The organism is Pseudarthrobacter phenanthrenivorans, from assembly GCF_000813845.1.
GTDB lineage: Bacteria > Actinomycetota > Actinomycetes > Actinomycetales > Micrococcaceae > Arthrobacter > Arthrobacter phenanthrenivorans_B.
This window is the reverse complement of record NZ_JWTB01000016.1, coordinates 19,007-39,272: the sequence shown is the minus strand read 5'-3', so window position 1 is coordinate 39,272 and position 20,266 is coordinate 19,007. Positions and strand designations below refer to the sequence as shown.

The 20,266-nt window shown below is 67.5% G+C and carries 20 protein-coding genes and 1 pseudogene; 13 read left to right on the top strand and 8 right to left on the bottom strand.

The window, feature by feature from the left end; all coding sequences use genetic code 11:
- Positions 1-70 precede the first annotated feature (70 nt).
- The 4 genes from RM50_RS08755 to RM50_RS08740 all read right to left on the bottom strand — a co-directional run bounded on the left by RM50_RS08755 (position 71) and on the right by RM50_RS08740 (position 3,810).
- The gene (locus RM50_RS08755) at positions 71-775 is read right to left on the bottom strand and encodes a TetR family transcriptional regulator (protein WP_043451900.1); all 705 of its coding nucleotides are present in this window, start codon (positions 773-775) and stop codon (positions 71-73) included.
- 144 nt (positions 776-919) lie between these two features.
- Positions 920-1,945, bottom strand: coding sequence for an NAD-dependent epimerase/dehydratase family protein (locus RM50_RS08750; protein WP_043451898.1), 1,026 nt, complete (start codon positions 1,943-1,945; stop codon positions 920-922).
- Positions 1,939-2,910, bottom strand: a complete 972-nt coding sequence (locus tag RM50_RS08745) for an aldo/keto reductase (RefSeq protein ID WP_043451895.1) — start codon at positions 2,908-2,910, stop codon at positions 1,939-1,941. The genes RM50_RS08750 and RM50_RS08745 overlap by 7 nt, the downstream gene beginning before the upstream one ends.
- A 78-nt stretch (positions 2,911-2,988) precedes the next feature.
- Positions 2,989-3,810, bottom strand: a complete 822-nt coding sequence (locus RM50_RS08740) for an aldo/keto reductase (RefSeq protein ID WP_043451892.1) — start codon at positions 3,808-3,810, stop codon at positions 2,989-2,991.
- 221 nt (positions 3,811-4,031) lie between these two features.
- Here RM50_RS08740 and RM50_RS08735 point away from each other — a divergent pair, with 221 nt between their 5' ends.
- Together RM50_RS08735 and RM50_RS08730 are read left to right on the top strand one after the other, a co-directional pair.
- Entirely contained in the window at positions 4,032-4,931 is a 900-nt protein-coding gene (locus RM50_RS08735; RefSeq protein WP_043451890.1) for a helix-turn-helix domain-containing protein, read from the top strand.
- Between the two features lie 163 nt (positions 4,932-5,094).
- On the top strand, positions 5,095-5,301 hold the full coding sequence (locus tag RM50_RS08730; RefSeq protein ID WP_043451888.1) for a hypothetical protein: 207 nt from the start codon (positions 5,095-5,097) through the stop codon (positions 5,299-5,301).
- Between the two features lie 74 nt (positions 5,302-5,375).
- Here RM50_RS08730 and RM50_RS08725 read toward each other — a convergent pair whose 3' ends face one another.
- Both RM50_RS08725 and RM50_RS08720 read right to left on the bottom strand, forming a co-directional pair.
- Positions 5,376-5,588: a dodecin gene (locus tag RM50_RS08725; RefSeq protein ID WP_043451886.1), complete on the bottom strand. Its 213-nt coding sequence runs from the start codon at positions 5,586-5,588 to the stop codon at positions 5,376-5,378.
- 127 nt (positions 5,589-5,715) lie between these two features.
- Complete coding sequence (locus tag RM50_RS08720) at positions 5,716-6,420, bottom strand: FadR/GntR family transcriptional regulator (RefSeq protein WP_043451884.1); 705 nt, start codon at positions 6,418-6,420, stop codon at positions 5,716-5,718.
- Between the two features lie 174 nt (positions 6,421-6,594).
- Between RM50_RS08720 and RM50_RS08715 the strand changes: the two genes are divergently transcribed.
- From RM50_RS08715 to RM50_RS08685, 7 genes and pseudogenes are all read left to right on the top strand, one after another.
- Positions 6,595-8,103 carry a four-carbon acid sugar kinase family protein gene (locus tag RM50_RS08715; protein ID WP_043451882.1) on the top strand — a complete coding sequence of 503 codons (1,509 nt, stop codon included), beginning with the start codon at positions 6,595-6,597 and terminating at the stop codon, positions 8,101-8,103.
- Positions 8,104-8,137: 34 nt separating this feature from the next.
- Positions 8,138-9,031, top strand: a pseudogene (locus tag RM50_RS08710) (NAD(P)-dependent oxidoreductase); the annotation flags it as partial.
- A gap of 159 nt (positions 9,032-9,190) precedes the next feature.
- Positions 9,191-10,657 (top strand): GntP family transporter, encoded by a 1,467-nt coding sequence (locus RM50_RS08705; RefSeq protein ID WP_043451878.1) that lies wholly within the window; start codon positions 9,191-9,193, stop codon positions 10,655-10,657.
- Positions 10,657-11,520 carry a class II fructose-bisphosphate aldolase gene (locus RM50_RS08700; RefSeq protein WP_043451876.1) on the top strand — a complete coding sequence of 288 codons (864 nt, stop codon included), beginning with the start codon at positions 10,657-10,659 and terminating at the stop codon, positions 11,518-11,520. The genes RM50_RS08705 and RM50_RS08700 overlap by 1 nt, the downstream gene beginning before the upstream one ends.
- 122 nt (positions 11,521-11,642) lie before the next feature.
- Positions 11,643-12,047 (top strand): DUF1304 domain-containing protein, encoded by a 405-nt coding sequence (locus RM50_RS08695; RefSeq protein WP_043451874.1) that lies wholly within the window; start codon positions 11,643-11,645, stop codon positions 12,045-12,047.
- Positions 12,048-12,135: 88 nt separating this feature from the next.
- Positions 12,136-13,443, top strand: a complete 1,308-nt coding sequence (locus RM50_RS08690) for an acyltransferase family protein (protein WP_043451872.1) — start codon at positions 12,136-12,138, stop codon at positions 13,441-13,443.
- A gap of 15 nt (positions 13,444-13,458) precedes the next feature.
- Entirely contained in the window at positions 13,459-13,788 is a 330-nt protein-coding gene (locus RM50_RS08685) for a GNAT family N-acetyltransferase (protein ID WP_043451870.1), read from the top strand.
- Positions 13,789-13,836: 48 nt separating this feature from the next.
- Here RM50_RS08685 and RM50_RS08680 read toward each other — a convergent pair whose 3' ends face one another.
- Together RM50_RS08680 and RM50_RS08675 are read right to left on the bottom strand one after the other, a co-directional pair.
- Positions 13,837-14,160: a hypothetical protein gene (locus RM50_RS08680; protein ID WP_043451868.1), complete on the bottom strand. Its 324-nt coding sequence runs from the start codon at positions 14,158-14,160 to the stop codon at positions 13,837-13,839.
- Between the two features lie 171 nt (positions 14,161-14,331).
- The gene (locus RM50_RS08675; RefSeq protein ID WP_043451866.1) at positions 14,332-14,667 is read right to left on the bottom strand and encodes a hypothetical protein; all 336 of its coding nucleotides are present in this window, start codon (positions 14,665-14,667) and stop codon (positions 14,332-14,334) included.
- Positions 14,668-14,823: 156 nt separating this feature from the next.
- Between RM50_RS08675 and RM50_RS08670 the strand changes: the two genes are divergently transcribed.
- Genes RM50_RS08670 through RM50_RS08655 form a run of 4 tightly spaced genes read left to right on the top strand, consistent with a single transcriptional unit; the run spans position 14,824 to position 20,265 of the window.
- Positions 14,824-16,446: a pyridoxal phosphate-dependent decarboxylase family protein gene (locus RM50_RS08670; RefSeq protein WP_430929402.1), complete on the top strand. Its 1,623-nt coding sequence runs from the start codon at positions 14,824-14,826 to the stop codon at positions 16,444-16,446.
- On the top strand, positions 16,443-17,804 hold the full coding sequence (locus RM50_RS08665; protein ID WP_043451862.1) for a lysine N(6)-hydroxylase/L-ornithine N(5)-oxygenase family protein: 1,362 nt from the start codon (positions 16,443-16,445) through the stop codon (positions 17,802-17,804). The genes RM50_RS08670 and RM50_RS08665 overlap by 4 nt, the downstream gene beginning before the upstream one ends.
- Positions 17,801-18,385 carry a GNAT family N-acetyltransferase gene (locus tag RM50_RS08660; protein ID WP_043451859.1) on the top strand — a complete coding sequence of 195 codons (585 nt, stop codon included), beginning with the start codon at positions 17,801-17,803 and terminating at the stop codon, positions 18,383-18,385. Before RM50_RS08665 ends, RM50_RS08660 begins: the two co-directional genes overlap by 4 nt.
- Positions 18,382-20,265 (top strand): IucA/IucC family protein, encoded by a 1,884-nt coding sequence (locus RM50_RS08655; protein WP_043451855.1) that lies wholly within the window; start codon positions 18,382-18,384, stop codon positions 20,263-20,265. The genes RM50_RS08660 and RM50_RS08655 overlap by 4 nt, the downstream gene beginning before the upstream one ends.
- Position 20,266 lies beyond the last annotated feature (1 nt).

Here is a 20,266-nt window from a genome sequence, read left to right as displayed (position 1 = left end):
GGCCCACACCGACTAAGGATGCATTGAAACTGAGTTCCACGTCAAGAAACTCCGTTTCACTGGGTGTGTGTTAGGGGAGCGCGTCCAGGACCGCCTTGGCGATGGCGTCCTTGTCCGCGGGGCCGGGAAGGACGGTGACCACGACGGTCGGTGCCGGCTGGGCAGGGACGGCGCCGAGGAGTGCAGGCCTGAACGTCTCGGCCAGGGTCCGCAGTTCGCGGGCCAGGGCTGCCGTCCTCTTCCTGTCCAGGGCGTCGGCGTCCTCCTGCGCCGGCGCGCGCAGCCACTCGCGAAGGAAGGCGTTGTGCACGGCCACCACAGCCGCCGCGAAAGCCACGGCTGCGAATTCCCCCCGGCCCTCGCTGGGCAGCGTGCCATTGAGGTAGGTGAGGAATTCACGCTCGTACCGGTGCGACGTCACCAGCTCCCGGTCGCGAAGCGCGGGTACCGCCTGCAGGAGGCCGTAGCGGGCCCGTGACGTTTCGCGGTTCCGCAGGTGGTGGTTGAAGACCAGCAGCGCCGCGTCCGCAACGGCGGCCAAAGGCTCCAGCGTTGATTGGGCCAGCCGCTCCCTCACCTGCTGCAGAATCCGCTCATGGTCGGCGAAGACAACGTCCTCCTTGGACCCGAACCGCCGGAAGAAGGTACTGCGGCTCATTCCCGACGCTTCTGCCAGTTCCTCGACCGACGTTGCGTCGAAACCCTGCATGGCCAGGAGTCCGATGGCGGCGGAAACGGGCACATCGACGGGTTGTTCGGAAGGGGGCAAGGTCATGCGCCGAAGGTAGCACAGCCGGCCTGCCGGACTTGCCAGCCGCCGCGAGTGGCAGGTGCGTGCGGCCCCTTGCCGGCCGCCGCGCGTGGCAGGTGCGTGCGGCAGGCCGCTGCGGGGCAGGACACTGGCCAGGCTTCCGCCTGGTCAGGCCCCCTGCCGCGCCCAGCTGGTCAGCTTGTCGGAGAGCTGCATGTAGGACTCCGTCACCTGCTGCAGTTCGGGGTGGCTGTCGTACCACTCCACGATCTCCCGGGCGCCGTCCGCGAACGGGATGGTGGCCGTGAAGTCCGGCACCAGGGATTTGATCTTGGTGTTGTCGAAGACCACGGAGTGGGACCGGTCGCCAAGGAGGTTGGAGCCCAGTTCCTGGTCGTGGGCGGCGATGGTTTCGGAGGCGACGTGGACAAGTTCCGGTTCCCGGACGCCTGCCGCCCTCGCGAAGAGCCGGTAGATCTGGTTCCAGGGCAGGTACTCATCGGAAGTGATGGTGTAGCTTTCGCCCACCGCCTGCGGCCTGCCGAGCAGTCCGACAAACGCCTTGGCAAAATCCTTGCTGTGCGTCAGCGTCCACAGCGAGGTGCCATCGCCGTGCACCATGACCGGAAGGCCGCTGCGCATACGGTGGATGTCCGTCCAGCCGCCCACCATGGCGATCTTGGTGCGGTCGTATGTGTGCGAGGGCCGGATCACCGTCAGCGGGAAGTCGTCCTCCCGGTAGGCCCGGAACAGCAGATCCTCACAGGCGATCTTGTCCCGGGAGTACTGCCAGAAGGGGTTCTTCAGCGGTGTTGATTCACGGATGGGCAGCCTGGTGGGCGGCTTCTGGTACGCGGAGGCCGAGCTGATGAAGACGTACTGCCCGGTCCGTTCCCGGAACAACTCCATGCTGGCCTGCGCCTGGTCCGGAGTGTAGGCGATGAAGTCTGCTACGGCGTCGAACTCCCTTCCGCCCAGCACCTCCCGGACGGCCGCTGCATCACGGACGTCCGCATGGAGCACCTCCGCCCCCTCCGGGACGGGCCTGGTGGATTGGCCCCGGTTCAAGATGGTCAGCCGGTGGCCCAGCGCGACGGCGCGTTCTGCCGCCGCCGCGCTGATGACCCCGGTGCCGCCGATGAAGAGGATGTTCCTCGGCGCCACCGTATCCGCGGCCCCGGCGGGGGTTACCACGCGTAGTCTTCCGGCGCCGTGCGGTGGCCGGGGAAGATGTCGTCCAGCCGCTTGAGTGCGTCCCCATCAAGGGTGACATCGAGGGCGCGGATGGCGGCGTCCAGTTGTTCCTGCGTCCGTGGGCCCACGATCGGGGCGGTCACGGCCGGCTGGTGCAGGAGCCAGGCCAGGGCCACGTCGCCGGGCTCGTGGCCCAGTTCGTCGGCGAAGTCCTCATACTGGCGGATCTGGTCTTCGTGCTGCTTCAGCGTCTCCGCGGCGCGGCCCTCGGTACGGCGCACACCTTGGCGCTCCTTCTTGAGAACGCCGCCCAGCAGCCCGCCCTGCAGCGGCGACCAGGGAATGAGGCCCAGCCCGTACTGCTGTGCAGCCGGGATGACTTCCAGTTCCACCTGCCGCATGAACAGGTTGTAGATGGACTGCTCGCTGACCAGGCCCGTGTAGTTCCGACGGCGTGCTGCCTCCTGCGCCTGGGCGATGTGCCAGCCGGCGAAGTTGCTGCTGCCCGAGTACAGGATCTTGCCCTGCTGTACGGCCACTTCGATGGCCTGCCAGATCTCGTCCCACGGCGTATCGCGGTCGATGTGGTGGAACTGGTACACATCGATGTAGTCCGTCTGCAGGCGCTTGAGGCTCGCGTCCAGCGCACGGCGGATGTTCAGGGCCGAGAGCTTGGACTCGTTGGGCCGGTCCGTCATGGTGCCGTAGAGCTTGGTGGCCAGGACGGTGTGCTCGCGCCGCTGGCCGCCCTTGGCGAACCAGCGTCCGATGATTTCCTCGGTCCAGCCGCGGTGCTCGGCGCCGCCGTAGACGTTGGCGGTATCGAAGAAGTTGATGCCGGACGCGTGGGCGGAGTCCATGATGCTGTGCGCGTCCGCTTCCTCTGTCTGCGGACCGAAGTTCATGGTGCCCAGGCAAAGGCGGGAAACTTTCAGGCCGGAGCGGCCCAAATGGGTGTACTGCACGGAAAGTCCTTTCGGAAGGTGCCTGCGGTGTAGGGCTGGCAGGTGGTCGGCCCGGCCGGAGATTGGCCGGCGGGCAACCTACATCTGGGTGAAGGAGGCGACGGCGGGATCGGACCCGATGCGGGCGCCGGACTCCAGCGCGGTGATGGCGGAGAGTTCGTCGTCGGTCAGGGTGAGGGTGGACGCCGCGAAGTTCTCCCGGATCCGGTCCGGGTTGGCGGACTTGGGGATGACGATGTTGCCGCTGGCCAGGTGCCACGCGAGCACCACCTGGGCGGTGGTGGCGTCATGGGCCCGGGCAATGGCGGTGACGGCATCGCCGTTGAGGTCGCCGCCCTGCCCCAACGGGCTGTAAGCCTCGACGGCGATGCCCAGGCTCCGGCATTTTGCCGCCAGGTCTGCCTGCTGGTAGCTCGGGTGGAGCTCGATCTGGTTGACCGCCGGCACCGTCTGGGCGGATTCCAGCAGCGTGTCCAGGTGGTCGGAAAGGAAGTTGGAGACGCCGATGGCGCGGATCTCCTTGTTCTCGTACAGCCGCTCCATCTCCTTCCAGGCCTGGACGAAGAGGCCCTGGGAAGGGACCGGCCAGTGGATGAGGTAGAGGTCGATGAAGTCCAGGCCCAGGGCCTTGCGGCTGTTCTGGAAGGCTTCCTGCGCCCGGCCCTGCTCGCCGTTGCGGAGCTTGGTGGTGACGAAGATTTCCTCACGGGGGATGCCGGTGGCGGCAAGTGCTGCACCGACTCCTGCCTCGTTGCGGTAGGCGGCGGCGGTGTCGATGTGGCGGTAGCCTGCTTCGAGGGCGTCCTCCACGGTCCGCTGGGTGTCCTCCGGCGGGACCTGGAAGACGCCGAAGCCAAGCTGCGGGATGGTGACGCCGTTATTGAGTGTCAGCTCTGACATGGGTGTGCTCCTTGGAACGGTATGGGGCGTGGAACGGAAGATTGGCGTTGATGGATGCCGGCTGCTCGACGTGACGAGAAAGCGGTTTCCGCTGGCTCACTCCTGAGCCTATGCACTTTTCGCCGCCAAGTCAGCAGGGAAGGCTGTTCCTGTTTTTCCTAGGACTGCCAGTCCTACCTTCGTTGTAGAGGCCCGCAGGTATCGCGGGCAGAATGGTCTGCATGGGTCAAAGCGCCGAGTTCGGAAAATTCCTCAAAGCCATGCGGTCCCGGCTGAGTCCGGAGGTCGCGGGAACGGGTCCCAGCACGGGCGCGCGGAGGGTGCCGGGGCTGCGGCGCGAGGAAGTCGCCCGGCTGGCCGGAGTCAGCACCGACTACTACGTGCGGCTGGAGCAGGGCCGGAACATCCACCCCTCACGGACCGTGCTGGACGCGGTGGCGCGGGCCCTGCGGCTGGACAGCAGCGAACACGCGCACATGCTGGACCTCCTGGAGAACTGTGCAGGTGCGCCCCGCGAGCCCGGCGCCACCACGGCCCAGGGTGTCCGCCCGGCTTTGCGCCAGCTCCTCGATGCCGTGGGGGACGTGCCCGCGATGGTCCTGGGCCGGCGGAGCGACGTGCTGGCCGGCAACAGGATGGCGTTCCTGCTGTTCGCGGATTTCCCGTCGCTGCCGCCGGCGGAGCGGAACCTGACCCGCTGGGCCATCCTGGACCCTGCTGCCAGGGAACTGTTCAGGGACTGGAAGACGGTGGCGGCAGAAGCGGCGGGCTCCCTGCGGCTGGACGTGGGGCGGCACCCGAATGACCCGCAGGCCAACCACCTCGTAGGCGAACTCGCGGTCCACAGCGAGCACTTCCGGCAGTGGTGGGCCGGACACCGGGTGGCGACGCGGGCTGCCGGCACCGTCAGGCTGCACCATCCCGCCGTGGGGGACCTGGAACTGAACTTTGAAAACCTCGTCCTGCCGGAGGACCCCGACCAGACGCTGCGGGTGTACTCCGCCAGGCCAGGATCGCCGTCGTCGGATGCGCTGGCGCTCCTCGGCAGCCTTGGTGCGGCGCCCGGGGCAGGCCCGGACCAGGGGAGCGTTGCTGCGGCCGAGCAGGGTGGTAAGGATTGAGCTGGGACTAAGGCGGGCCGGCATCCCGTGCCGCTCTGTACATTCGTCCAGCGTGGGCGGTGCATTCTGGCCATGCGCCCATTGGTACGGGGACAGGCGTTTCCTAGGGTGGGAGTACCAGCTTTCTTTGCCCAGTTTTTATCACCCCAGGATGGTCTCAACGATGAAACGCATCGCCCTGTTGAAGGAACGCCAGGCGTCAGCCGGCACTGCCTCCACCGCCACCGGTTCACACTGCCCGGCTTCGGGCCTGTGGAGCCCTGACCTGGACCCGCACACGGTCCTGTCCTTCTTCGAAGGCCATGTGTTTCCCGCGTTCGACGGCGTGCCCACCGTGTGGCGCCGGCGCAGCCCGGGTACGGCGAACTAACGCACATCCCGTTAAGCACGGAGAGGCCGTGAAGCAAAAGCTTCACGGCCTCTCCGGCGTTTAAAGCCGTTGAGTCAGTGGTCTTCCAGCCGGAAGCCGATCTTGATGGTGACCTGCCAGTCCGCGATCTTGCCGTCCTCCAGGTGGCCGCGGACCTCTTTCACCTCGAACCAGTCGAGGTTCCGCAGGGTCTGCGATGCCTTGGCAATGCCGTTGCGGACGGCGTCGTCCACGCCCTGGGTGGAGGTGCCGACAATTTCAGAAATGCTGTACGTGTGGTTGGACAACTTCGCTCCTCGTGATCATCGATGCTCCCGGTTGCGGGCCGTTCCTGAAGCCTAGTAGGAGTCCGGGAGGGTTGAACAGGGGGCTGCGGCAATTAGGCGCAGCAGTAGAAACCGGCGGGGGAGCGGGCTATTTGGCCTCGAGCACCAGTTGCTTCAGGTCGTCCAGGGTTTGCTGCATGTGGGCGTCCATGGCCTCTCGCGCCCGGCCTGCATCGCGGGATTCCAGGGCCTCGGCGATGTTCTGGTGGTGGCCGATGGCGTGCTCCTGGATGGCCGGGACGGCGGAGGTTTCGGTCCTGCGCTTCTCCAGCACGCGGTGCAGCGGTTCAAAAAGGACTGACACGAAAACATTCCCCGAGGCGTGCAGGATGACATCGTGAAAGGCGAGGTCCGCCTCCACGAAGGCTGCGACGTCGTTGATGCTGTGGGCCGCCTTCATCGCGGAAATGTAGTTGAAGAGCGCAGTGATGTCCTCCTCCGCGATCCGTCCGGCGGCGAGCTCGCAGGCGCCGGTTTCGAGCATGCGCCGCAGTTCGATCAGCTGGATGGAGGCGTCCGCGTCGTTCTTCCCCTCGGATGCCGCGCGCAGTACGGCTTCCAGTGAGGCCCATCGGCTGAGGGGGTTGACGAACGTTCCCCTGCCGCGTTCCACACTCAGGATGCGCTGGGCCTGCAGCGTCTTCATGGCTTCACGGACCGTCATGCGGCTCACCTCATGGCGGGCGCTCAGTTCATGCTCCCCGGGGACGGTGGAGCCGGGCGGGAACTCGCCTTCGATGATGCGGTCCAGCAACTCGTCGGCCACTACGCCTACCAGTGACTTCCTTGCCATTGTGCCCCCGATTCCTGCTCCCGCGGCACCAGCGCGGCGGATATGTCAGACAAGTGTACTTGCGCGTCCGTATGCCGTGTGCCACACTAACTTCAAATGCAAGATGTCAGACATCTTACAGTTACCTTTACACCAGGATCCGCAAGCCCGGATCGAAACACAACGGAGTGCACTGTGACGCATGAAGCAGACGTTCTGGCCGCCTACCCGGCGGACCTCGAGATCCCGGCCGGGCTGGTTGCCGGCGCGCTGGCCGCTTCCACCGCCGACGTTCCCCGCGTCCTGGTGGTCCTGGACGACGACCCCACCGGCACGCAGTCCGTGGCCGACCTGCCCGTGCTCACCCGGTGGGACGTGCAGGATTTCGCGTGGGCCTTCGCCCAGGGCAAGCCCGCGGTTTACGTCCTCACCAACACCCGCAGCCTGGATCCCGCGGAAGCCGCGGCCCGCAATGAGGAAGTGGTCCGGAATGCCTTGGCCGCCGCAGGCTCAACCGGTGCCGCCGGTAACAGTGCCGGTTCCAGCCTGCGGCTCGGATTCGTGAGCCGCAGCGACTCCACGCTCCGCGGCCATTACCCTTTGGAACCGGACGTCATCGCCGCCACGGTTGCAGAGGTCAGCGGTGAAAAGACCGACGGCGTTGTCCTGGTGCCGGCATTCCCCGACGCCGGCCGCCTCACCATCGGCGGCGTCCACTACATGCGCGGCACCGGTGACGCAAAGGGCACCCTGGTCCCCGTCGCCGAAACCGAGTTCGCCAAGGACGCCACCTTTGGCTTCAGCACCTCCGTCATGGCCGACTACGTCGCCGAAAAGTCACAGGGCCGGTTCCCCGCCGACGCCGTCATCGTCCTGGACCTGAACATCATCCGCGCCGGCGCGGCCGCCCAGGACCCCGCGATCTCCGCCAAGGCCATCGCGGACGCCATCGAACCGGCCACCGACTCCACGCCGATCGTGGCGGACATCGTCACCGAGAACGACTTCCGGGCCCTGGCATTGGGCCTTGAAGAAGCCGAACGCCGCGGCAAGAAGCTCCTCTACCGCGTGGGCCCGCCGTTCGTCCGGGGCCGGATCGGCCAGGAAATCCGCACCGCGCTGACCGCAGAGGAAGCCTACGCGGGCAATACCCCCTCCGAAGCCGGCGGCCTGATCGTGGTGGGCTCGCACGTCGGCCTCACCACCCGGCAGCTCAATGTCCTCACCGCGGAACACCGCTCGGCGCGGATCATCGAGATCGACGTCGAAAAGCTCCTCGGCGACGGCGCCACGGCGGCTGGGCACCTGGACCGGACCGTGGATGCCGTCGTCGAGGCCCTCCGCTCGGGCGACGTCATCGTGCACACCAGCCGCCTGCTTATCAAGACCGACGATCCCGCCGAAAGCCTGCGGATCGCGCGGACCGTGTCCGCCGCCGTCGTGGACGTGGTCAACCGGACCCTGAAGACCTTCCCGCCGCGGTTCGTCATCGCCAAGGGCGGCATCACGTCCTCGGATGTTGCAGCCCACGGCCTGGAAATCCGCCACGCCATTGTCCGCGGCCCCATGCTCCCGGGCATCGTCAGCCTCTGGGAGCCGGTGGACGGCCCCGCCAAGGGCATCCCCTACATCGTCTTCGCCGGCAACGTGGGCGACGACGACTCCCTGGCCCAGGTCACCCGCAAGCTCAGCAACACTTTCTGATCCGTCCCACCGCAAGAATTCAACGGAGAACACCATGACCAGCAACTACACCGTCACCGTTTTGGGCCTTGGCGCCATGGGCCTGCCCATGGCCACCCGCCTGGCCTCGCAGCTCACCGTCCACGGCTTCGACATCGCCGAACCCCGCCTGGAACTTGCCCGGGAAGCCGGCATCGCCACCTTCAGCACGGCCCGCGAAGCCGCCAAGGGAGCCGACGCCGTGCTCCTGGCCGTCCGCAACGGCGAACAGCTCAACGACGTCCTCTTCGGCGAAAACGGCGTGGCCCCGGTCCTCGAGCCAGGTGCTGTCGTCATCCTCGGCAGCACCGTTGGCACGGACGCCATTCCCGCCACCGTCGCCAAGCTGGCCGAATACGGCGTGGACCTGGTGGACGCGCCCCTCTCCGGCGGACCCAAGCGTGCCGGCGAAGGCGACCTGCTGATCGTCGTTGGCGCTTCCCCCGAAGCCCGCGAAAAGGCAGCGCCCGCCCTGGACCTGCTGGCCTCCACCCTGACCGTGGTGGGCGACAACCCCGGCGACGGCCAGGCCCTGAAAACGGTCAACCAGCTCCTGTGCGGCGTCCACATCGCGGCCGCCGCTGAGGCCCTGGCCCTGGCCGACGCCCTGGGGCTGGACCAGGCCAAGACCCTCGCCGCGCTGGAGGCAGGCGCGGCGGGTTCCTTCATGCTCTCCAACCGCGGCCCCCGCATCCTGGAGGCCTACAACGAAGAGGGCGCCGAGGTCCTGTCCAGGCTGGACATCTTCGTCAAGGACATGGGCATCGTGGGCAAGGCCACCCGTGCCGCCGGCCTGGCAGCCCCCGTGGCCGCCGCCGCCGAGCAGCTCTACCTGCTGGGCCAGGCCCAAGGCCTCGCCGCAGCCGACGACTCCGCGGTCATCAAAGTGGTCGCGCCGTCCAAGCGCACCAAGTAAGCGTCTTTCCCCCCACCGGTACGACGACGGCGGTCCCCCCTCCGCCGTCGTCGTACCTCCCAGCGTTGCCGGCACCGCCCCGCAGCGTGTCATCCCCGCCGTAAGACCTGCTGCCCGTCTGCGCCCAGACCGGCACGTCAAAGGAGACATTCCGTGAACCACCTGATGAGTCCGCTGATACAGCGGGCGGCCGACGCCCCGGCCATCAAGCCCGCCGTGGAGCTTGGCACCCCCCTGCTCCTCACCATCGCAGCGGTCGGCATCGCCGTGTTGCTGGTCATGATCATCCGCTTCAAGATCCAGGCCTTCGTGGCCCTGCTGACAGTGAGCATCCTGGTGGCCGTGGCGGCAACCATCCCGCTGCAGGACATCTTCACCGTGGTGTCCGGCGGCGTGGGCAGCACCATGGGCAAGGTGGCCATCCTCATTGCGCTCGGCGCCGTGCTGGGCCGAATGATCGAGGTCTCCGGCGGCGTCCAGTCCCTGGCCGACCACTTCACCCGCAAGCTCGGCGCCCGCCGCGTGGCCGTGGCGCTGACCGCCGTCGGCTTTCTGGTGGCCATCCCCGTCTTCTTCGAAGTGGGCATCATCGTGCTGGTGCCCATCGTGTACGCCTTCGCCAAGATCGCCAAGGTCCACCCCGTGAAGTTCGGCCTCCCCATGGCCGGCATCATGCTCGCCATCCACGTGGCAGTTCCCCCGCACCCGGGCATCGTTGCCGGCGCCGGCGTGCTGGGCGCGGACATTGGACTGATCGCCCTGATCTCGCTGCTCATCTGCATCCCGCTGGGCTTCCTGTCCTACTGGGTGGCGTCCATCATGAACCGCAAGGACTACGAGCTGTTGCCCGCCGTGAAGACCCAGGTGGAGGAGTTCGGCTCCGACTCGCTGGTTAAGGTGGGCCACGACGGACCGGGTGCCGCCGCCATCGCGCCTCCCCGGCCCGGCCTGATCATCTTCCTGATCGCCGCCCCGATCGTGCAGATCCTCCTCGGCACCGCCGGTACCCTCATCCTCCCCAAGACTGACCCGCTGTACGGCCTGGCAGCCTTCGTCGGCAACCCGTTCCTTGCCCTGCTGGTGGCCGTGGCCCTGTCCTTCTTCCTGCTGGCCGTCCGCCGCGGCTGGTCCTTCAAGGAGACCGGTGAGATCTTCGAAGGGTCGCTCCCTCCCATCGCCTCCATCCTGATGGTGGTGGCCGCCGGCGGCGTGTTCGGCAACGTCCTGCAGGTTTCCGGCATCGGCGGCGCACTTTCCAAGACCCTGGACACGCTCGGCGTGCCGCTGCTGCTGCTCGGCTTCATCATTTCGCTGGCGCTCCGTGCCGCCCAGGGTTCGGCCACCGTGGCCATCGTGACCACCACCGGCCTGCTGTCCGCAGCGGTCAGCGGCGGCGGCTACAGCCCCGCCCAGATCGCCGTGATCGTCATCGCCATCGGCTTCGGTGCCCTGGGCCTGTCCCACGTGACGGACGCCGGCTTCTGGGTTGTGGTCCGCTACTACGGCCTTACCGTCTCCGACGGCCTGAAGACCTGGACCGTCCTGACCACCATCCTGGGCCTTGCCGGCTTCGCACTGACCTTTGTGGCCTGGATCCTGGTGGGAGGACTGGGCGCCTGATGAGAACCCGCCTGGACCACCTGGTCACCTCCGCCCTGCAGCAGGGTTCCGCCGTCCCGGCCTTCACCTGCTACGACTTCACCACTGCGCTGGCCGTGGTGGGTGCCGCCGAAGAATCCGGCAGGGGCGTGATCCTGCTGGTGGCGCCCAAGACCGCCGCCACCGCCAACGGGCTGCGGCTCCTTTCGGCGCTGCGCGGCCTGGCCGACGCCGCCGCCGTGCCCGTGGCGGTGCAGCTCGACCATGCATCCGACCTCGGCGTCATGGCCGCCGCCGTCGAGGCAGGCGCGGATTCCGTCCTGGCCGACGGTTCCGCCCTCCCGTACGGGGACAACATCGCCCTGGTCCAGGGCGCCCGCGCTCTCCTGGGACCCGACGTGGTCCTCGAGGCCGAACTCGGTGGCCTGGCAGGGGACGAGGACCGCGCGTTCTCCGCCGACCAGCTGGCCGGCCAGTCCGGCGCGGACGTGGCAGGATTGACCGACTCCGCGCAGGTGGAGGACTTCGTGTCCCGCACCGGTGCCCAGCTTCTCGCCGTCGCGGTAGGCAACGTCCACGGCAAGTACAAGGGCGAACCGCGGCTGCGCTGGGACGTGCTGCAGGACATCGCTGCCCGGATCCACGTTCCCCTGGTCCTGCACGGCGCCTCCGGAATCCCCGCGGAAGAGCTGGTCAAGGCCGCAGCCATGAACGTCGGCAAGGTCAACTTCAACACCGAGCTGCGGACCGGCGTGCTGGCCACCCTCCAGGACCAGCTGCCCGCCCACCGTGCCGACGGTGAGAACCTGCAGGGCCTGCTGGCGCGGTGGAACACGTCGGCGAAGGATTTTGCCGCCGCCACCCTGGAAACGTTGGCGCGGTAGCGGGAACGGAAATTTCCACGAACGGGAGGCCAGGATCAAGCAGCCGGTCCTGGCCTCCTCCTTTTCACTTCGGGCTGCCTGCCAGGGGTATGAAGGTTTCCACTGGAGGCTAGGATCAAGCAATGATCCTGGCCTCCCTTCTTTTTGCCTTCCTCGCCGCCGCGCTGCACGTCTTCATCTTCACCATGGAGTCGGTTACCTGGACGCGGCCGGCTACGTGGAAGCGCTTCGGGGTCGCCTCCCAATCGGATGCCGAGACCACCAGGCCACTGGCGTTCAACCAGGGCTTCTACAACCTCTTCCTGGCCGTCGGTGCCTTCACCGGCGTGGGACTCGTGGCCCTCCGCGGTGCGGGCACGTGGCAGGACGTGGCAGGCTGGACGCTCATCTTCAGCTGCTGCGGCTCCATGCTGCTGGCTGCCGCCGTCCTGGCCCTGACCGGGCGAAAGTACCTGCGCGCCGCCGCAACGCAGGGCACCATGCCGCTGCTCGCCGTCGTACTGGGACTCCCGGCAGTGCTCCTGTAAGGGCAGAAGGGACGTAAGTCCTTAAAACCGCGGGAGCCCCGGGGCACAATGGTGCTGTGGACGACGCCAGGCCGTTATAGGTCCACCCATGCCGGACATCAGCGCGCGGGGGACAGGAACCGGGGCGGACGCGGCACGCCGCGATCCGGCCATCGACCTTGTCCGCTTCATCTGCCTGGTTCTGGTGGTGGTGGGCCACTCCATGATGGTCAGCCCGGTCCTGCATCCCGACGGGACCGTGACGACGGAGAACACCCTCGCCCTGCAGGACTGGTTCGAACCCATCATCTGGATCTTCATGGTCATGCCGCTGTTCTTCGTCACCGGCGGCATCACCGGCCTGCAGTCCTGGCGGCGGCTTAAGGCGGGCGGCGGGACGGCCGCGCAGTTCATCAGGGCGCGCCTCCTCCGCCTGGTCCGCCCGGCCACGGCCCTGCTGGCAGCGATGGTGGCGGGTCTCTCCGTGGCGGCCGTGCTGGGTGTGGACCCACAGGTAGTCCAGCTCATGGCCACCGGGGCGGGCATGCCGTTGTGGTTCCTCGCCGCCTACCTCGCGGCGCAATTGAACATTCCCGTCCTGGCGGCGCTCCATGCACGCGCTCCCTGGCTGGTCCTTGGCGTGCTCACGGCCCTGGTGGTTGCGGTGGACTGCCTGCGCGGCGCCCTCCCGGACCTCGCCAACGCGAACCTGGTGTTCGTGTGGTGCGCCGTGCAGCAACTGGGGTTCCTGGCCGCGGACGGCTACTTTTCCGGCCTTTCCCGCTCCGGCCTGCTGGGCATCGCTGTGGCCGCCAACCTGCTGCTGGGGCTGGTGACCGGACTGGGCCTGTACCGGGGAAACATGCTGGTCAACCTCAACCCGCCCAACCTGACCCTGGTGATCCTGGGCATTGCCCAGCTGGCGGTGATGGAACTGGGGCGGCCGGTCCTGGCTCCGCTCGCCGGGATCCCATGGATCGGCCGGCTCCTGGCACTTGCCGGTGCCCGGTCCCTGACAGTGTACCTGTGGCACCTGCCCCTGCTGGGCGCCATGTCCGGGCTGCTGCTCCTGGCACCGGTTCCCAAGCCGGGCTCCGGCACCGCTGAATGGTGGTGGTCGCGGCCCCTTGTGGTCCTCGCGCTGGTCCTCCTGCTCCTGCCGGTGGCGGCAGCCTTTGGCAGGCTGGAGGAACGGACGACGGCGATGCGCGCCGTCCGCTGCCGGCCCGCCGTGGCGGGGGCCGCCGTCGTGGTGGTCTTCATCCCCGTGGCGGACGCAGCGCTGAACGGACTGTCGCTGGGACTGCTGGCGGCCGGCACCGCCTGTTTCTCCGTGGCGGTCCTTTTGCTTTCCGGCCGGCCGCAGCGGGCACGCCGGAAGAGGGGGAGAAAGGGCATTGCCAGCGGGGTCAAGTAGTGCCAGTGTCGAACCATGACCGAGAACACCACCTCCGCGGAAGACAGATTCACCGCCAACGTTTCGCTGCGGCGCAATGACGCGGAGCACCGGTACGAATTACTGGTGGACGGCAGGCTGGCCGTGGAGGCCTTCTTCCAGGACCTTCCCGGGCATATCGACTTTACGCACACGGAAACCGGCCAGGATTTCGAGGGCCAGGGGCTGGGCAAAGTCCTTGCGCACTTTGCCCTGGATGACGTGGTGGCCACGGGCAAGCGGATCATCCCGCACTGCCCGTTCATCTCCAGCTACCTGCGCAAGCACGAAGGGTACGGCCAGTTCGTCGACTGGCCGCAGAACTGACTGCCGCTCCCGGCCGGGACTGGGCGAGGCGTCAGCTGGCCCGGGGGCTCAGCTGGCCAGGGCCTGGTCGGTTACGGGCACGGCCGTGCCGGGATCGTCAATGGTGAAGCCGCAGGCGCAGCGGTAGGTGACCACGCTCTCCGGAACGGATCCGGGCCGGAGGGCAACGACGGAGTTCCCGTCAACGTACACAGGCTGCCGGACCGGCAGTTCGCCATGGTCGACGCGCTGCATCGGTGTGCGGCAATGCATGCGTGTGTTCAGGGTCAAGAGCAACCCTGCGTCCACGGGTACGGTGGCGGTCAAGAGCTTCCCAGCTTCCCCGGTGCGCTCCCCAAACGCCGTCAGCTGGTCTTCCGTTGCGGTGGTCATTATGTTCTTCCTTGGGCTTCTTTCACGGAGCCGCCAACGCTGGCAACCCCGCCGCGAACTGCTTGCGGAGGTTCATCTGCCCCATAAGCAAAGCATGCTTACTATATGCCGCACAAGTCGGAGCCTGCCTGGGGTGCGGGCAGGGAGGCTGCCATGGAGCATCCTCCCGGGTCAGCTGCGGCGGCGTTGCCAGCGCCAGGCGTGCCACAGCAGCAGGATCACCACGGTGCTGAGGCCGATAAGCATCAGGTGCGGCGCGAAGGTAAACAGCACGAAGTCGAAGGACAGGCCGTTGCTGATGGGCCCTATGGCGACCGGACCCCGAAGAAGCGTCCACATGGCAATGGCAATCATCCCCGCCGCCAACAGCCACAACGCCACGATGAACGGGTTTGGTGCCACCCAGGGCCTTGCCGCCTCCTCCTGGCCTTCCAGTTCGGGCGGGACGGGATTCCCCTCCCGGTCCACTTCGCGGAACCCGACGATGCCGGATGGTTGCTGGTCCATACTTCCCCCTTTTGTGCGCCGCCAGGCTGGCCCGCCCGCGACGCCACCAGCCTAGCCTTTGCATTCCGAGTTGAATAATTACGGCACAAAAGTTTGATTAAAAGGGTCACCTAAGTAAGGCTGTCCTTACTGAACGATCCAAGTGAAGGAAAAACTGTGCCGCTGATGACCCGCCACGACCACACCAGCCACCTGCCGCAGCAACCCGGGGGTGGCGCCCAACCCGGGAGGCAACGGCCCGAAGGCCACGCCGCCAAGGACTTCAGTGACGGCATCGAACTGGCGCTGGCCGCCGGAAACCACCTGCTCAACACCCGCAACTCGGCCAGGTACGTGGCGCAGGTGCTGCAGGGGGTCACCGCCGTGGCCACCAGGCTCGAGCGGACCACCGGGCCGTTCACCGGCGTCGAACCCGCAGCGATGCAGGCCCGGGTTGCCGCCGTGGACCTGGACAGCCCGCTGCCGGATACGGCGGCGGCGCTGCAGGAACTTGAGGAGGTGTACCTGCGCGACGCCGTCTATTTCCATCACCCCAGGTACGCCGCCCACCTTAACTGCCCCGTGGTCATCCCCGCACTGGTGGGCGAGGCCATCCTGTCCGCGGTGAACTCCTCGCTGGACACCTGGGACCAGAGCGCGGGCGCCACCATGATCGAGCGCCGCCTCATCGACTGGGCGGCAGGGCGGCTCCATTTGGGTGGCAATGCCGACGGTATCTTCACCTCCGGCGGCAGCCAGTCCAACCTGCAGGCACTTCTCATCGCCCGCAACCACGCCGTGGCGGGACTTCGCCAGGATCCCGCCCACGCCGGACTCCGCCTCCCGGCACTGCTGGACAGCCTGCGGATCTTCACCTCCGCGGACAGCCATTTCAGCATCCGGAAATCGGCCTCCCTGCTGGGCCTCGGCCTCGACGCAGTCATCAGCATCCCCTGCACCGCTGACCACCGGATGGACCCCGGAGCCCTCGCCGAAGCGATGGCGGAAGCCCAGGACTCAGGCCTGACCGCCATGGCCGTCGTGGCCACCGCCGGAACGACGGACTTCGGCGCCGTGGACCCGCTCGAAGACCTCGCCGCCCTCGCCCAGGCCTACGGCGCCTGGTTGCACATCGATGCCGCGTACGGCGGCGGGCTCATGGTTTCCGGCCGGTACCGGCACCTGCTGGACGGCACCGGCCTGGCCGACTCGGTCACGGTGGACTTCCACAAGACCTTCTTCCAGCCGGTCAGCTCCAGCGCCCTCCTGGTCCGCGAATCCGCGATGCTGCGGCATGTCACCTACTACGCCGACTACCTCAACCCGGAAAGCGCCGCCCTGGCCGAGATCACCAACCAGGTGGACAAGAGCATCCAGACCACCCGCCGGTTCGACGCCCTCAAGCTCTGGCTTACCCTGCGGATCATGGGTGCAGACGCCATTGGTGCCCTGTTCGACGAGGCCATCGACCTCGCGGCGCGGGTGGGCGCCCTGCTCGAGGCCGATGACGACTTCGAGCTCGCGGCACAGCCGCACCTCAGCACCCTGGTGTTCCGGTACCGGCCTCGGCTGGAAGACGGCAAACGGCTTTCTGAGGACAGCGCAGACGCCTTGAACCCCGCCATCCGGGCGGCCATCTTCGCCTCCGGCAAGGCGCTGGTGGCCGGGACCACGGTGGGCGGCCGGCACTACCTGAAGTTCACCCTGCTCAACGCCGAGGCAACGCTTGAGGACATTGCCGGCATCGTCGGCCTCGTCCGCACCACCGGCGCCGGACTCCTGACGGGCGCCGCAGCATGAGCACCCCGGACAACCGCACGATCTACGACTTTGCCGCGGTCGGCGTCGGGCCCTTCAACCTGGGGCTCGCCGCCCTTACCGAGCCTGTGGAGGGTGTGGAGGGCATCTTTCTGGAGCAGCGCGGATCCTTTGACTGGCACCCGGGGATGATGCTGGAGCCTGCGCACCTCCAGGTGCCCTTCATGGCCGACCTCGTGACCATGGCGGACCCCACCTCGCCCTATTCGTTCCTGAACTTCCTCAAGCAGACCGGACGGCTCTACCGCTTCTACATCCGGGAGAACTTCTACCCCCTGCGCGCCGAGTACAACCAGTACTGCCAGTGGGTGGCCGGCCAGCTGCCGTCCGTACGGTTCGGCAGCACGGTGCTGGATGTGCGGTACGACGACGGCGTGTACCGGCTCAGCGTGGACGGTCCGGCCGGGCAGGAGGTACTCCGGGCCCGGCGGCTGGTGCTGGGAACCGGCACCTCGCCCAACATCCCGGCTGCGGGCGCGGACATCACCGCCGCCGCGGCGGCGGGACACGGGGGAGTGGCCTTCCACAACGCCGACTACTTGGCCCGGAAAGCCGAGCTCCAACAGCAACGCAGCATCACCATCGTGGGCAGCGGCCAGAGTGCCGCCGAGATCTATTACGAACTCCTGCAGGAAGCCGACGTCCACGGCTACCGGCTGGACTGGGTGACCCGTTCCGGCCGGTTCTTCCCGCTGGAGTACACCAAGCTGACCCTGGAGATGACCTCACCCGAGTACGTGGACTACTTCCATGCGCTGCCGCAGGACCGGCGGGACCGCCTCAACACGACGCAGAAGAACCTCTACAAGGGGATCAATTCGGACCTGATCGATGCGATTTACGACCTGCTTTACGCCAGGAGCCTCTCCGGCGTGGTCAACAGCAGGCTGCTCACCCACTCCACCCTGACCGCCGCGCGCTGGGACCCGGCCGCGGGCACCCACACGCTGCAGCTCCACCACGACGAACAGGGCAGCTCCTACACGTTGGACAGCGACGCCGTGGTGTTCGCCACCGGCTACGGCTACCGGGAGCCGGCGTTCCTGGCCGGCGTGCAGGACCGGATCGCCCGCGACGGCGCCGGCAGGTTCGCGGTGGACCGGAACTACAGCACCGGTGTGGTTCCCGGCGAGATCTTTGTCCAGAACGCCGAACTGCACACCCACGGGTTCGCCACCCCCGACCTGGGGATGGGCGCCTACCGCAACTCCTGCATCCTGCGGGACATCACCGGCCGCGAGGTGTACCCCGTGGAGCGGAGCATCGCCTTCCAGGAGTTCGGCGCCCCCGCCAGTGTTCTCCCGGCGGCTGACCTTGTTTCCCGGGAGGTGCACGCATGAGGTTCACGTTCCGCTGCCTGGACGCCCAGGCAGACGCCCTGCTGCTGCACGGCTGGGTGACCCGGCCGTACGCTTCGTTCTGGGGGATGCTGTCCGCCAGCGTGGCCGACGTGGCGGAGGAGTACGCCGGAATCCAGTCGAGCGGACACCACCACGCACTCCTGGGTCTCGACGGCGGTGTGCCCGCCTTCCTGGTGGAGGAGTACCTTCCGGCCCTTTCGCCCCTGGCGGCCACCTACGCCGTCCAGCCCGGTGACGTGGGGATGCACCTGCTGGTGGCTCCGCCGTCGTCCGGGCCGGAACACGGCTATACCACCGCCGTCATGGACGCCGTCCTGGCCCGGCTGTTCTCCCGGCCGGAGGTGGAGCGCGTGGTGGTGGAACCGGATGTCCGCAACACCAGGATCCATGCGCTGAACGAACGGCTTGGCTTCCAGCCTGCCGGGACGGTGGCCCTGCCGGACAAGGAGGCCCTCCTGAGTTTCTGCACCCGCTCCGGCTACCTGGCCGCCCGGTCACTCCTCCCGCCCGCGCACCCACGCCCAGCAACCCCCATCAGCATCCCCGAAGGAGCACTGTGACCGTCCACCTCGAAGCCCGTCCCAACCCTGGAACAGCTGCCGCAGCCACTGCCACGCGTGCCGCCGTAGCCCACCTGGCGCCCGCCCGCTGGGACGCCGCCAACCGGCACCTGCTCCGCAAGGCGCTCGCCGAGTTCTCCCACGAGCGGATCCTCGCCCCGGAACAAGAATCCGGCGCGGCTGGTGCCGGCACCTACCGCCTCGCCAGCGGTGACGGCTCGCACGAATACCGGTTCACGGCCCGGATCCTCGAACTCGACCACTGGTCCATCGATGCCGCGTCCATCCGGCACCTCCATAACGGCGCGGAAGCGCCCCTGGACGCCCTGGAATTCATCACCGTTTTCCACGGAACACTGGGCATCACCCCGCAGATGCTCCCGGTCTACCTTGAGGAAATCAGCAGCACACTGGCCAGCCACGCCTACAAACAGGGGTCCGGCCAGCCGTCCGCAGCCGAACTCGCGGCCGGCGTCACCGGCGGCCGGGACACTGCCGCCGACTTCCAGGCCATCGAGCGGAGCATGACCGAGGGGCATCCCTGTTTCGTGGCGAACAACGGGCGCCTGGGTTTCGGCATCAGCGACTACCACGCCTTCGCGCCGGAAACAGGCGCTCCGGTGCTGCTGGAATGGATCGCTGTGCAGCGTTCCCATGCCGTATTCACGGCGACTGCAGGGCTGGACTACCGGACACACCTGGACGCCGAGCTGGGCGCTCTTGCCGGAGACTTCGCCAATGAACTGCGGCTGCTGGGCCTGGACCCGGACCAGTACTTCTTCATGCCTGTGCATCCGTGGCAGTGGGAGAACAAACTGACCGTGACCTTCGCGGCCGAGATCGCCCGGCAGCGCATCGTGCACCTGGGCACCGGAACCGACACCTACCAGGCAAAGCAGTCGATCCGCACGTTCTTCAACACCAGCCACCCGTCCCGGAGCTACGTCAAGACCGCCATGTCCGTGCTGAACATGGGCTTCATGCGGGGCCTGTCACCGCAATACATGAAGGCCACGCCGGTCATCAACGACTGGCTGCGGGGCCTCATCGAAGCCGACGAGGCGCTCACTCAGCGGGGCTTCACCATGATCGGCGAGGTGGCAGCGATCGGGTACCACAACGGGTACTACGAGGCCGGCTCCGCCAGCGGGTCGCCCTACCGGAAGATGCTGTCCGCACTGTGGCGGGAAAGCCCGCTGCCGCTGCTGCAGGACGGCCGGCAGCTGGCCACCATGGCCTCGCTGCTGCACGTGGACGCCACGGGAAAGCCCATGGCGTCGGCCCTCATCGAGCGCTCCGGACTGGCCCCCGGGGCATGGCTCCGCCGCTACTTCGAGGCCTACCTGGTGCCGCTGGTGCACTGCCTCGTCCGGTACGGGCTGGCGTTCATGCCGCACGGTGAGAACGTGATCCTGGTGCTGGAGGACGGCGTGCCCGCCAGCGCCATCATGAAGGACATCGCCGAGGAGATCGTGGTGATGGGTGACCGGCTGGACCTTCCGGACGAGGTGGCCCGCATCAAGGCCGACATACCGGACGGCGAACAGGTGCTGGCCATCTTCACGGACGTCTTCGACTGCATCTTCCGTTTCCTCAGCGCCCTGCTGGATGAGGACGGCGTCCTTCCCCAGGAGGAGTTCTGGCGGACGGCGGCCGCCGCCGTCCGGGACTACCAGGCGCAGCATCCCCAGCTTGCCGCGGAGTACGCCAGGTACGACCTTTTCGCCCCGGATTTCGCGTTGTCCTGCCTGAACCGGCTGCAGCTCCGCAACAACCAGCACATGCTGGACCTGGCGGACCCCTCGGGCGGACTCCAAATGGCCGGGCGGCTGGCCAATCCGCTGGCCCGGTTCGCGGACGGTGTGCCCTCCCGTGACTAGG